Consider the following 13,544-nt stretch of genomic DNA (forward strand, 5'->3'; position numbering starts at 1 on the left):
TTTTTCTGTTAGAAAACCTCTGCCATTCCTAAAATAAATGGGGTAAGTTTTCTGGAAACACTTGAGCAGTAGAGCGTGCTACGCCATCGCCAATACCGTGTAAATGCTTTGGTTTTCCAATTATTGCTAAAATTTTTTACAATGTCTCGGTCAGTATTTACAGCCTTGCTAGCAGTTAAGAATATGTAGATGCCGCGGCCCTTTAACCTAAACGCTTAAAGGTAGCTAAACGTCAAACATCAGAACTTTAGTGCTAACAAGGGAATGATAAAACAGTTATTGTTTAGAGCGATCGCTCTAACCCAAACATACTTCTATGCTACCTCAGACACTGAAATACGCTTACTTCCCTGGTTGTGTTGCTCAAGGGGCCTGTCGGGAACTTTACCAATCAACTCAAGCGCTTACCCAAGCATTGGGCATTGAACTAGTTGAACTTAAAAAAGCTGCTTGCTGCGGTTCAGGCACATTTAAAGAAGATTCGCAACTGCTAGAAGATACAGTCAACGCCAGAAATATTGCCCTAGCAGAAGAATTAAATCTGCCCTTACTTACCCATTGCAGCACTTGTCAAGGTGTTATCGGTCACGTAAATGAACACCTGAAAGAATGTAAGACTTCTAACCCTGTTTACATGGAACAGGTTAATGGCTTGCTAAATAAAGAAGGTTGTTCGCCTTATCGCGGCAGTACTGACGTTAAACATCTTCTTTATGCCTTGGTGACAGATTACGGTTTAGAGGAAATTACCAAACGTGTCACCCGAAAGTTAACTGGATTAAAATGTGCGGCTTTTTATGGCTGTTATCTCCTCCGCGCCCAAAAATCTATGCCCTATGACGACCCTTTCCAACCGGAAGCGATGGAAAATATGTTTCGGGCGGTGGGTGCAACACCAATTTATTACCGAGGACGGACACAATGTTGTGGTTGGCCGCTTTCTAGTTATGCCACTACCCAATCTTTTAAAATGGCGGGGATGCATATTCAAGATGCTTTAGCATCTGGTGCTGACTGTATAGTTACACCTTGTCCTCTGTGCCACTTAAATTTAGATTCGCGTCAGCCAGAGGTAGAAAAGGTGATTGAACAAAAACTAGGTTTACCAGTGTTGCATTTACCCCAGTTGATTGCTTTGGCACTTGGCGTTAGTCCAAAAGAACTGGGTTTAGACCGTCACATTGTTTCTACAAAGCCAGTGTTAGAGAAATTAGGATTTTAGTTTTAGGACTAGCCCTTTCAATGTGACTGGTAAAATCTCTTTTTCTCTCTGCGCCCTCCGCGTCTCTGCGGTTGAAAAGTCTTTTATTTAACCACAGAGGCACAGAGAACACAGAGTTAAGAGGTTAAAGAGAGTTTATTGAGCAAAATTTTACCCACCTTGAAAGGCTGGTTCTAATACCAATTTGAAAAAAGAATGCGACAAATAGACCATTTGTAGAGACGCGATTCATCGCGTCTTTACCCAAGAATGTGTTGCAATCATTAGCTGCGCCAAGGCGTTAGTCGTACAGAATAACCTTTTTGTATTCTGACAACTGACGCCTTGATTCTGTTTTGATAAAAAATTTCCAAAATTAACCAACTTACAATAATATATAAGACTGGTAATTTTGGATAACTTTAATTAAACTCTAATTTTGAGAATTGCTTTGGTATTAGCTTCGTAAAGTTAACGCTTCTTTTTCGAGGTTTTCATCCATCCAAGAAAACATATCGCCAATTGATTTAACCATATCTTCAACTCCTTCACGGAAGAGTGCAACATCTTTCTCAGACTTGGTATAAATTTGGGCCACTTGAATCAATTCATCTGTATGTTCTGGATCTAAGTGGCAGTGGAGATGAAAATATTCGATGGTATGGTCATCAATACCTTTAAATATCTTACGAAGTCCTTCGATATATTTGATGAAAATTCCAGGTAAGACTTGCTCAATTGCTGCAAATCTTCCTAAAGAGCGTACTATAGGTTCATCATCACAAAATTCAAATTTCTTAAAGCGTAATTCTGGAATGAGAAACGCTCCATCATCGGCATTGATATCAATCTGAGGGCAATCAATACCTTTCATGAAACGCATAAATAATGCTACATGAGCAAGGTCTGAGTTGAGTTCTCCATGCTCTGTAAATGCATTTTCTAGCATAATCGTTCTAGCATGGTAACTATCCATTTTGGATGCAACTTTCAGAAAAGCCATATTGAATCTGTTAGAGCCAGGTAGCATTTTCATTGCAAACTGACGGATTGCATTTTGTGAAAATTCTCCTTTGGCAAAGCGTTGAACAAAGGGATGTAGAGACAAATCCTGTGCTGTTGTGAGTTCTAACAAAACTTGCTGTAATTGGTTGGATATCTTAGCATCCAAAGAAAGAATTGCAGTCATTATTCTAGGGGATAAGTGGATTTTTATCGATCTTAATTGTCTAATTGAGCGTGAATATTTGGACAATTACTCACGCAGCTTGCATTGCAAAAAATGCATACCCTTTGTAACTATGTTTCAGAGTATGTTTGCAAATGCTTATTAAAAAAGTGAACTCACTTCAGTTACTTGATTGACTGATTAGATGCGAATAATGGAAAATTAGTCAGGCAGTTTGTATACCCTTTGTAACCATACTTCACAAGTTATTTGCAAATGCTTATTTCGGTTCGTATCGGCTTGAAAATTGACATTATCTTCAACAATTGAGTCTAAAATTTAACTAGGATGCGTTCCAAAAATTTTGTTTTTGGTTAACGGAACTGTATGCACAGTTGTTTTAACTAATATGTTACCCTACTTTGTGGAAAAATTCAGTACAAGTTCGTACTTTGTCCTAATAAATATTTTAGTCTTTATATTTTTTTATACGCAGATAAAAAGAATCATTAACTCAATCTTTACTTTTTCCCGCAATTTCTAAAGTTGGTATAAAATGATCGTAAAGTATTTTTGTTTGTCATCTGTCAATAGGAATAAAAAATCCTTTTGAACAAGAATACAGAATGGGACGTGCAAGATTCACGCCCCACAAGAGTTAATTTGAATTTAGTTATGTAATTTAGATAACTTTCAGCTTATTCATTGCTATTTTTGAATTTACGTTGCAATTGTTTTAGCGATTGATACATATCTGGCAAGCGGCCATAAACAGCAGATACCTTGAGATATAGTTTGTAAGGAAGGGCTGGGGTTCCGCAGACAATTTCTCCTGGTGCAACATCGTTGTGAATTCCAGTTTGAGCAGATGTCATCGACCCATCTCCCATTTTCACTTGATTGACTATTCCTGTTTGTCCAGCTAAAATAACGCGATTTCCAAGTTTAACACCTCCGGCCATGCCAACCTGACCTGCGATCGCACAACCAGAACCGATTTGGCAACCATGACCTATTTGCACTAAGCTATCGATTACTGTATTGCGACCTACCCGTGTTTCTCCCACTGCTGGGCGATCAATGCCAGTGTTACAGCCAACTTCTACACCATCTTCTAAGACTGTATAGCCTGATTGTTCCATTTTGAACCAACCAGTACGGATGGGAACAAAACCAAAGCCTTCTGCACCAATGACAGCACCACTGTGAATGACGCAATCTGCACCGATACGGGTGCGTTCGTGGATGGTACAGTTGGCGTGTAAGGTGGTGCGATCGCCTATTTTGGCATCTGGATAAATTACTACATTGGGATGAATAATTGCACCATCACCAATTTCCACTCCTTGTTGAATCACAGCATGGGGGCCAATATAAACATTACTACCAACTTTTGCGGTGGAGTGAATCACTGCGGTAGGATGAATTTCTGGGGTAGGGCGATATGGTTGATAAAAAAGTGCGATCGCTTTGGCAAACAAAAGTCGCGGATCTGGGGTTGCTAGCCAGACAATACCCTTCTCTTGTGCAAGCGCCTGTAATTTTTCGTCCTGGGGCAAAATTAAAGCACTAGCATTGGTAGTGTTGACAAAAGATTTAAATTTTGCGCCTTCTACGTAACCGATCGTACCGTTGGTAGCTTCATCAATGGCTGCTACCCCTGTAATTTCGGGGTCTTGGTCTGGGTTGCTAGTCAGGCTATGATTGGTAGCCGCGTCACCAAATTGACGGAGGATTTCGCTGAATTTCATTGTTGGGTGTGTTCAAAATTGATCTACAATTGCAAGATAATTTTCCCTCTTTATGCTCCAATACAATAATTTTGTAGACGCGTAGTGGTGAAGCAATCAGACTGTTCCTAGTTTCGCTTCAGGTTGGATTACTTTGAGACTATTCGTAGCTAGTCGCCATTGCCACACCTGCTAAATACCCGGTTGTCCAAGCACTTTGGAAGTTAAACCCACCGGTAACGCCATCAATATCTAAGATTTCTCCGGCAAAATAAAGACCAGGAACTAACCGACTTTCCATTGTCTTGAAGTTGACTTCTTTGAGTTTGACACCGCCACAGGTAACAAATTCTTCTTTGAAGGCTCCTTTGCCGTTGATTAAGTATTGTCCCTGAGTAAGTTCCTGCACCAGTTGATTTAAGGTTTTACTAGATATTTCTGCCCAACGGTCTTCTGTGGTAATGCCTGCACGGGCAATGATATATTGCCAGAGACGATGGGGTAGATCGACTCCGCGATGCAAGGCGATCGCTTTCTTTCCCCATTCATCTTTAACTGCTAAAACTTTTTCTCGCACTTGTTCTTGTTGCATCATGGGCAGCCAATTAATCGATAATTTGGCTTGATAGCGGCTTTCGTGCAGAACTCTCGCACCCCAAGCAGAAAGCTTCAAAACAGCGGGGCCACTCAAACCCCAGTGGGTAATTAACAATGGCCCAGTTTGTTGCAATTGGGATTTTCCGCCCGCAGATAACCGTAATTGGGCAGGGTTAACGCTAACTCCAGCCAATTCCCGCAATTTTTGATCGACAATGTTGAAGGTAAATAACGAGGGTACTGGCGGTTCAATTTGATGACCTAACTCTTGGACAATTTTATAACCCGCAAGGCTACTACCGGTCGCTAAAAGTAGGCGATCGCATTTAATTGTCTCTCCCGACTTCAGAAGAATATCAAACCCCCCGTCTGCTGAGGTTCTCACTGAAGTTACATGCGTACCGATGCGGAGTTTTACCCCAGATTTCGCCACCGATTTAATTAGACATTCCACAATGGTTTCTGAAGTATTGGTGACAGGAAACATCCGGCCATCAGCTTCCGTTTTAAGATAGACTCCACCAGCAGCAAACCAAGCTACTGTATCTTGAGGCCCAAACCGAGTCAAAGCACCCCGCAAAGCTTTTGCACCTCTGGGGTAATTTTGCACCAATTCCTCCGGTTCAAAGCAAGCGTGAGTGACGTTGCAGCGTCCGCCACCAGAAATTAGCACTTTCGCTAGGGGTTGACGACTGGCTTCGAGTAAAGTAACTTGGGCATCAGGATTGGCTTTAGCACAAGCGATCGCGCCAAAAAATCCCGCTGCTCCACCCCCAATAACTACAATTTGTAACGGTAACAATTTCAAAAATGTCTCTTTTACAGCACCTACTTTCTAGGCTAGCTGTTATTTTCACTCTTCATCAGGTTCAAAGTCGTCTTTTGTCGCACCGCAAGTTGGACATGACCAATCTTCTGGGATATCTTCAAAGGCTGTCCCCGGTGCTATGTCGCTATCTGGATCGCCTTCTGCTGGGTCATATATATAGCCACAAACAGTACATTTATACTTTGCCATGCTCCTTTCCCCTCGTAAATTATTGGCATTGCTTCCCTATTAAATACTTTTGGCAATGAGTCAAAATAGGCAAGCTACAATTCTTAAACGAGACTACGGTATGAAAATCAAACCGTTTCGCAAAGTCATTAGTCAAATGACTAAAAACGCCACCATGTCCTTTGAGCGTAACTAATAATTCCGATCGCGATCGCCCCAAGTAGCAAGAGCCAAATAATTCCACCTGGGATAAAAGTCAGAATACCAATACCTCTAAGTACCCAGACGGCAACGCTAATGCCGAGAAGTATACCAAAAACCTGGATTAATCTACGATTTAAAGAAGATTGACTCACCTAATTTTCCTCTCAACTCAACAGACATTACACTTGATATTGATAATTAAAATATGAAGTTACGATGAAGTTATAGTTTCATCAGAAATAACACGTAAAACCGAGAGATACTATCCAAACGTTAGCAAACGTTAAGGTAAGGTACTTGATGTTAAATCATGTTTGTGCCATTCTAGCTGTTAACAACGCAGTTTTTCATCTACAAGTATTACTTTGACAATACTTACTGAAGTATTAATTATGTTAATTGTGATAAGAAACACAGTTTTTACAGTAAAGTAACTGAAATGATGAGCAAAAAATCATCCTTTCCGGAAAAGATAAGTATTAAACTGGAACTAATTTAATAATGGGTTGGATCTAAATCAAGTTTTATGGCTTGTAGTTTCAACTCTATTTAGGTGGATGAGTTGAGGAGTAACTTAATCATTATGTCTGCGTCTTATATATCAGATTCAATTATTGCAGGTTCAGATATGGCTTGGAGTCAAGACAAGCAAAAGTTGCTGGTACAGGGTGAAATTCTCCTAGAAACGCGATCGCACAAGATATCGGGTGGCGCAGTGACAGCCTGGATGTATTTGCCGATGGTGCGATCGCACGTTTGGCAGCAATTAACTGATTATCCCCGCTGGGTACAATATTTTCCCGATATCACCAAGAGTGAGGTAGTACATAAAGGTGAAGTCAAACGTCTGTATCAAGCAGCACAAAAAGCCTTCTTCTTTTTTACGGCTCAAGTAGAAATTTACCTCAATGTTGTAGAAGTGCTGGGGCAGCAAATCCAATTTCGCATGGTAAATGGGACTTTTGAGGACTTTAACGCCAATTTAGAACTACAAGATTGTGGTAATGGCACAATACTTGCTTATACTGTGCAAGCGACACCTCTAATTCCGATTCCATCTATTTTTATTCAACAAGCGATGAATTTAGAGTTGCCAGCAAATATGCGTAAAATGCGACAAGTTATGTGTAAGACTCAATAAAAAATTCAGACGTTGCTGATTGGATTTTCACTTTACCTATATATAGACAATTCAAAAACCCGCTCTCTGTCAGAAAACGGGTTTTTGTGTGTGATTTATCAGGCGTAATTATCCGGTAAAAACTTCAACTGGTAAACGGCTAAACGACAACCTTTCATTTTGCACATCTACAAAGATGGTGTTGCCGTCGTTGAATTCGCCGCGCAAGATGGATTTAGCAATTTGAGTTTCTAACTCTCGCTGAATCGCCCGCTTCAGTGGACGCGCTCCATACACTGGGTCATACCCTACTTCTGCTAAAAAGTCAAGGGCAGCATCCGATAGTTTGAGAGATATTTTGCGATCGCTTAATCTTTGGCGCAATCTCTCAACTTGCAACAGCACAATCTGCCGTAATTCCTTCTTATCTAAACCGTGGAAGATGATAATTTCATCAATCCGGTTCAGGAATTCTGGACGGAAGCTATTCCGCATTGCCTCCATTACCCGACGGCGCATTTCGTCATAGTGGGCGTTATCCCCAGCGACATCAAGAATGTACTGCGAACCAATGTTGCTGGTCATGATGATAATAGCGTTCTTAAAGTCCACCTTATGACCTTGGGCATCAGTGACGCGACCATCGTCGAGAATTTGCAAGAAGATATTGAAGACATCGGGGTGTGCTTTCTCGATTTCGTCGAAGAGAATCACTGAGTAAGGACGGCGACGAATCGCTTCTGTAAGTTGTCCGCCTTCTTCATAGCCTACGTATCCTGGAGGCGCACCAATTAAGCGAGAGACGGCGTGTTTCTCCATGTATTCCGACATATCGATTCGCACCAGCGCATCTTCGCTATCGAACATAAACCCCGCCAGCGCTTTCGCTAACTCGGTTTTACCCACACCCGTAGGCCCAAGAAAGATAAAGCTAGCGATGGGACGATTAGGATCGGCTAATCCAGCGCGCGATCGCTGAATTGCATCGGCTACAGCTGTGACTGCTTCTTCTTGTCCAACTACGCGGCGGTGCAGTTCATCTTCTAAATGCAGCAGTTTTTCTTTCTCCGATTCCACCAACTTACTGATGGGAATTCCTGTCCATTTAGAAATAATTTCGGCAATATCACCTTCTGTTACTTCTTCTCGTAATAGTGATTTACCACTTCTTTGAGTGCTTGCCAATTCAGCTTCTACTGCTTCCAATTGACGATGTAAGCTGGTTAAATTGCCGTATTTCAACTCCGCAGCGCGATTAAGATCGTAATCGCGTTCTGCTTGCTGAATCTCTAAGTTGACCCGTTCAATCTCTTTTTTCACAGACTGAATTTTGTCAATGATATCTTTTTCAGACTGCCATTGAGTATTCAGGGTTTTTTGTTCTTCTTTGAGATCGGCAATTTCTTTTTCTAGTCTTCCTAGACGTTCGCGAGAAGCAGCATCACTTTCCTTTTGTAGCGAAAGCTTCTCCATTTCCAATTGCAGAATCTTGCGATCGATTTCGTCGAGTTCTTCTGGTTTGGAGGTAATCTCCATTTTTAATCTCGCGGCGGCTTCATCTACCAAGTCAATTGCTTTATCTGGTAAGAAGCGATCGCTAATATAACGACTCGACAATACGGCGGCGGCAACTAAAGCACTATCAGAAATCTTCACCCCGTGGTGGTTTTCATAACGTTCTCTCAACCCGCGCAAAATCGAAATACTATCTTCTACACTAGGCTGATCGACATAAACTTGCTGGAAGCGTCTTTCTAGTGCGGCATCTTTTTCGATGTGTTTGCGGTATTCATCTAGAGTTGTTGCCCCAATACAGCGCAATTCGCCCCGCGCCAACATCGGTTTTAATAAGTTACCCGCATCCATTGCGCCTTGAGTAGCACCAGCGCCGACAACGGTGTGAATTTCATCAATAAATAAAACAATATTGCCGCCAGATTCAGTAACTTCTTTTAATACTGCTTTCAGGCGTTCTTCAAATTCACCCCGGAATTTTGCTCCCGCAATCAAAGCACCCATATCTAAAGAAATCAGCTTGCGGTCTTTGAGAGATTGGGGTACATCACCTGCAATAATGCGCTGTGCTAATCCTTCGGCGATCGCAGTTTTACCAACACCCGGTTCACCAATTAGCACAGGGTTATTCTTGGTGCGGCGAGAGAGAATTTGCACAGTGCGGCGAATCTCATCATCTCGCCCAATCACTGGATCGAGTTGACCTTTACGCGCGGCTTCTGTAAGGTCGCGCCCGTATTTTTCCAGTGCTTCGTATTTGCCTTCTGGATTTTGATCGGTCACTTTTTGACTCCCACGAACTTGTTTAATAATATTTTTGAGTTTGCCTTCGTCTAAACCAAACTCTTGGAATAAAGCTTTGCCAAAACGGTCATCTTTGGCATAACCCAGCAATAAGTGTTCAATTGAAATATATTCATCTTGAAACTCTTTGCGATACCCATCTGCTCGATCTAGAAGTGTATCTAAGCTCCGTCCTAAGTATACTGAGGTACTATTACCAGATACTTTCGGCTGACGTTGAAAAAATTGTTCGGTGTGATCGCGCAGCTTTTGAAGATTAACACCCGCTTTGGTGAAAATCCCAATTGCTAGACCATCTTGTTCTAGCAGCGCTTTCATCAGGTGTTCGCTTTCAATTTGCTGTTGTTGATATTGTTTAACAATATCCGGGGTATGGGCGATCGCTTCCCAGGCTTTTTCTGTAAATTGGTTAGGATTAGTAGGTTGCATAGGCTTTTTCAGGAACGTAGAGGTGCAGCAGCTTGTCAGAGGCTACCACCAGAACACCAAGTAAAGATAATTTCTGCTGTTAATAGATATTGTATGAAGAGGGGAGCGATCGCCTAGATCGGTGTTCACGTCTTGTAAAAGTCGTATTTTCCCCTAGTTCTGATTTTCCTATGTGCGATTCTTTTTCATTGCACAACAAGCAGAACAACTTATGGAATGAAAATTCTACGTGTCCCCATGTAATTTTCAATATAAAGAACAATTTCAAGTAGGCGGTTAACACAGAGATGCCGGTAATCAGGGTCATTCAAAACTCGATCGGTATCTCCAATCGTGATCACAGGAAACGAAGTCGCCGTATTTTCTTCCTGCAATACTTGCTCTAGGGAATCCTTTCCTTTCATTCTGCGATTGGCTGTGAGTAGGAGCATCTGATTTGTTTGAGCAAATCTCCACACAACTCTGTCGCTGCTATTAATAGATGTGATAATGAAGTTCTTTTACCTTGCCCCTACTATTCTCCTCTTGCCCCCACACAGAGCTACCATAATTCCAGGTCGCTTAGTGGATGCTGAAAAATGATTGACCCCTACGACTTTGAAGATGATGACTTTGATTTTGAGGATGAGGATTTCTTGAAAATAAAACCCATTAGCCAAATGACTGAAGGGGAAAAGCTACAGCGATTTAAGCGGTTCTTCGACAGCAGCAGCCGTGCTATGTTGCAAGACTGTCTATTTCGCATCGTCGATTACGAAGATGGTACAGGCACGTTAGAAATTCTTTGCCCTAATGAAGTTGTAAGACAACGCCTTTGCAAGAAAAAGCGCAAAATTACCAACAACATCAACACTTGCTGGAGCCATATCAGATGGTTTTCGCTATGTGTCCAGCAAGATAGTGAGTTGCATTGCCAAAAGTTTACCCGTAATGGTGATTTGGTGACATTTTAATTGAATATTGCAAATTTGGGATAAAGAAAATGTTTTCCCAATGACAAATGACAAATCACGAATAAAAAATGACTAAAAAACAAAAATTTCCTTACCTAGTTGGTTCTAAGTGGACAGCACAGCGAAAAGTTGATGGCTGGCGGCACTTCCAAGTTGTCAATCGTAAAAATCAGGCTAAGTGGGTTTATGCCGAAATGGTTTCTGCTTGCGATCCGAAAGTCCGTTTTTGGATAAATGCCAAATTATTACAAGATAACTCCCAGTGGCAAGCTGGCTGGCAAACATTACAGGAAATCCACGGACTTGAAACTGAGGTGTCCTGATTTGCCTCCTTCCCAGTATCTGTCTGAGAATGCCCATTAATAGTCTGCCGCCTGTGAACAAGGCGGCAGCCGAAAGATTTTAATAATCTTAGACAATATCTGGTAATTTAATAAATTTTTACAAAATCACACTAACTTACTCTCAAGCAGCAATTAAACAGTCTTATCTATCGGTTGAAAACTGGCAATTTATCTGCGATACCTTTCCTGCAGAACGCTGCGCGAACGGTGAGCTACGCTAACGCAAATTCTAGTAGTATTTCCAGCATCAGGCTGCATATACCTCTCTTTAACCTTAACCATGCGCCCCAATGCCTTGAAAACACGTTGTCATAACATCAGCTAATTCTATGAAAAGCATTCAAAAAAGCCGATTTCAGTTTTTTGTTTTTTGTAACTATTTTTATAAAAATAATTAATAAAAACTTTTTAATAACTCTTTTAAGGGCTTTTAAAGTCTTTAAAGCTGCTAAAAAGCCAAATATGCATAATTAAGATTGAATTCATCGTATAAGACCGTTTTACAGATTAGGAGCCACTTTCCTTTCTAGGTAATTTGCCCAATAATGACATCAACAGACCTCACGCATCGCCATCTCAGGAAAGGTGAAGGCAAATGTTTGAGCCACAAGTTTGACAAGAAGCTATAAGAGGGAAACAACAGTGAAACTAGCAGTCTACGGAAAAGGTGGTATCGGTAAATCCACAACTAGCTGTAATATATCCGTCGCCCTAGCTAAACGTGGCAAGAAAGTGCTGCAAATTGGTTGCGACCCCAAACATGACAGTACCTTCACCCTGACTGGGTTTTTGATTCCCACAATTATCGACACCCTCCAAGAAAAGGACTATCACTACGAAGATGTCTGGCCGGAAGATGTAATTTATAAAGGCTACGGCGGTGTTGATTGCGTAGAAGCTGGTGGCCCACCTGCGGGTGCTGGATGTGGCGGCTACGTAGTCGGTGAAACCGTAAAATTACTTAAAGAACTCAACGCCTTTGATGAGTACGATGTAATTCTTTTTGACGTTCTGGGTGACGTAGTTTGTGGTGGTTTTGCAGCACCACTCAACTATGCAGATTACTGCCTGATTGTTACAGACAACGGCTTTGATGCTTTATTTGCTGCCAATCGGATCGCTGCTTCAGTCCGCGAAAAAGCAAGAACTCACCCACTGCGTCTAGCTGGGTTAATTGGCAATCGCACCTCCAAGCGCGACTTGATTGAAAAATATATAGAAGCAGTGCCCATGCCAGTTCTAGAAGTTTTACCTTTAATCGAAGATATCCGCGTTTCCCGTGTGAAAGGCAAAACTTTGTTTGAAATGGCAGAGCAAGATCCTTCCCTAGACTACGTTTGCGACTACTACCTAAACATCGCCGACCAAATTCTAGCCCGTCCCGAAGGTGTTGTACCTAATGACACACCAGATCGGGAGCTGTTCGCTTTGTTGTCCGATTTTTATCTAAATCCGGGTAAACCCCAGGTTCCTAATTCAGAAGAGGAACTAGACTTGATGATTGTATAAATCACCAAGTTCTCAGGATGGGGGACAATAACATGGCATTCTTTCACAGCTTTACAGATTCAATAAAGCAAAAGTGGTTGCAATTTTTCCAGAATAATCGAGACTGGATTACCCTCCACATGGAAGTGGAATCGGTGTACACCCCTGATGGCGGGAAGCGACCACCTTCCTACCTCATCCTGGGAGTTCTTAACGCCCTAGAGCCAAAACTAGCGCAGTTAATGCTGCCCTTTGCCAAACTCAATCCTGACGCCGATACCCTAATTGAGGTGCTGGATTTGCATTTTGACCCAGATTTAGCTCTCGGTAATCGCTTTGTCGTCAACCCAGATGTAGAGAAATACGTAGAAGAAGCAGCAGATGTCATTGATGAAAAGCCTGAAGATGAAACATTGACACACGCTCATACAAATGGCTTTGCGGCGGTGGCGGTAGTTGAAGAGTTCACAATGGTGGATTCTGAGGATGAAAGCCTGGCAATCAGCGAGTTGGAAGAAACGGAAAATGGCTTTGGCGATATTTCCTTAACCAACGGACACAACTCAAAAGATGAGTCTCTCCAAAACTCTATAGAAGCAGATGAGTTTGGGGAAATTGCCTTCGATACAACAGCTGCAACGGAAGTAAAGCTGGATGAAGACGAAGACGAGGGGCTTGGAGATAGTCCACTAGATGAGAATGCGTTTAAAGACGTGTTATCAGATGTCTGGGGTGATGAAACAGCTTTACAAAAGGCTGAAGAAAATAACGATTTTTTAGGGGAAGAACTGCCAGCAGGCGTTTTTGATGAATCAGAAATTGCCCGCCTCTTCCCCAACGCTTAATTATTGCCGTTCTTCGCAATTTTAAGGTTTAGATTTGGGGTTTTGGATGAGGAATTAGGGAAATTGTCGTTAGACAGCGGATACTTTTGTTGTCCCAGCCTTCAATCCAAAATTATCAATCGTTCGACTGAGCAAAGCCGAAGTCTAAA

At 41.8% G+C, this 13,544-nt stretch carries 12 protein-coding genes and 1 pseudogene; 6 read left to right on the forward strand and 7 right to left on the reverse strand.

Annotated elements, in window-relative coordinates; all coding sequences use genetic code 11:
- Positions 1-316: 316 nt before the first annotated feature.
- Complete coding sequence (locus RMX69_RS12515; protein WP_322637639.1) at positions 317-1,222, forward strand: CoB--CoM heterodisulfide reductase iron-sulfur subunit B family protein; 906 nt, start codon at positions 317-319, stop codon at positions 1,220-1,222.
- A 436-nt stretch (positions 1,223-1,658) separates the two neighbouring features.
- Here RMX69_RS12515 and RMX69_RS12520 read toward each other — a convergent pair whose 3' ends face one another.
- The 5 genes from RMX69_RS12520 to RMX69_RS12540 all read right to left on the reverse strand — a co-directional run bounded on the left by RMX69_RS12520 (position 1,659) and on the right by RMX69_RS12540 (position 6,049).
- Positions 1,659-2,390, reverse strand: a complete 732-nt coding sequence (locus tag RMX69_RS12520) for an iron-containing redox enzyme family protein (protein ID WP_322637640.1) — start codon at positions 2,388-2,390, stop codon at positions 1,659-1,661.
- Positions 2,391-3,067: 677 nt separating this feature from the next.
- Entirely contained in the window at positions 3,068-4,120 is a 1,053-nt protein-coding gene (gene lpxD / locus RMX69_RS12525; RefSeq protein ID WP_322637641.1) for a UDP-3-O-(3-hydroxymyristoyl)glucosamine N-acyltransferase, read from the reverse strand.
- 139 nt (positions 4,121-4,259) lie between these two features.
- Complete coding sequence (locus RMX69_RS12530) at positions 4,260-5,498, reverse strand: NAD(P)/FAD-dependent oxidoreductase (protein WP_322637666.1); 1,239 nt, start codon at positions 5,496-5,498, stop codon at positions 4,260-4,262.
- A 51-nt stretch (positions 5,499-5,549) separates the two neighbouring features.
- On the reverse strand, positions 5,550-5,714 hold the full coding sequence (gene rd, locus RMX69_RS12535; protein WP_292774831.1) for a rubredoxin: 165 nt from the start codon (positions 5,712-5,714) through the stop codon (positions 5,550-5,552).
- Positions 5,715-5,854: 140 nt separating this feature from the next.
- Positions 5,855-6,049 (reverse strand): hypothetical protein, encoded by a 195-nt coding sequence (locus RMX69_RS12540; RefSeq protein WP_322637642.1) that lies wholly within the window; start codon positions 6,047-6,049, stop codon positions 5,855-5,857.
- A gap of 431 nt (positions 6,050-6,480) precedes the next feature.
- Between RMX69_RS12540 and RMX69_RS12545 the strand changes: the two genes are divergently transcribed.
- Positions 6,481-7,038 carry an SRPBCC family protein gene (locus RMX69_RS12545; protein ID WP_289799328.1) on the forward strand — a complete coding sequence of 186 codons (558 nt, stop codon included), beginning with the start codon at positions 6,481-6,483 and terminating at the stop codon, positions 7,036-7,038.
- 108 nt (positions 7,039-7,146) lie between these two features.
- Here the strand turns inward: RMX69_RS12545 and clpB are convergent, their stop codons facing one another.
- Together clpB and RMX69_RS12555 are read right to left on the reverse strand one after the other, a co-directional pair.
- Complete coding sequence (gene clpB, locus RMX69_RS12550) at positions 7,147-9,765, reverse strand: ATP-dependent chaperone ClpB (protein ID WP_322637643.1); 2,619 nt, start codon at positions 9,763-9,765, stop codon at positions 7,147-7,149.
- A gap of 209 nt (positions 9,766-9,974) precedes the next feature.
- Positions 9,975-10,247: pseudogene (locus RMX69_RS12555) on the reverse strand (ACP S-malonyltransferase); the annotation flags it as partial.
- A 96-nt stretch (positions 10,248-10,343) separates the two neighbouring features.
- Between RMX69_RS12555 and RMX69_RS12560 the strand changes: the two are divergent.
- From RMX69_RS12560 to RMX69_RS12575, 4 genes are all read left to right on the forward strand, one after another.
- Positions 10,344-10,718, forward strand: coding sequence for a hypothetical protein (locus tag RMX69_RS12560; protein WP_289799330.1), 375 nt, complete (start codon positions 10,344-10,346; stop codon positions 10,716-10,718).
- Between the two features lie 68 nt (positions 10,719-10,786).
- The gene (locus RMX69_RS12565) at positions 10,787-11,041 is read left to right on the forward strand and encodes a TIGR02450 family Trp-rich protein (RefSeq protein WP_289799331.1); all 255 of its coding nucleotides are present in this window, start codon (positions 10,787-10,789) and stop codon (positions 11,039-11,041) included.
- Positions 11,042-11,704: 663 nt separating this feature from the next.
- Positions 11,705-12,571 (forward strand): ferredoxin:protochlorophyllide reductase (ATP-dependent) iron-sulfur ATP-binding protein, encoded by an 867-nt coding sequence (bchL, locus tag RMX69_RS12570; protein WP_069070723.1) that lies wholly within the window; start codon positions 11,705-11,707, stop codon positions 12,569-12,571.
- A 32-nt stretch (positions 12,572-12,603) separates the two neighbouring features.
- Positions 12,604-13,395, forward strand: coding sequence for a DUF5331 domain-containing protein (locus RMX69_RS12575; RefSeq protein WP_289799332.1), 792 nt, complete (start codon positions 12,604-12,606; stop codon positions 13,393-13,395).
- Positions 13,396-13,544 lie beyond the last annotated feature (149 nt).

This window comes from Nostoc sp. EspVER01, assembly GCF_034530635.1.
Lineage (GTDB): Bacteria > Cyanobacteriota > Cyanobacteriia > Cyanobacteriales > Nostocaceae > Nostoc.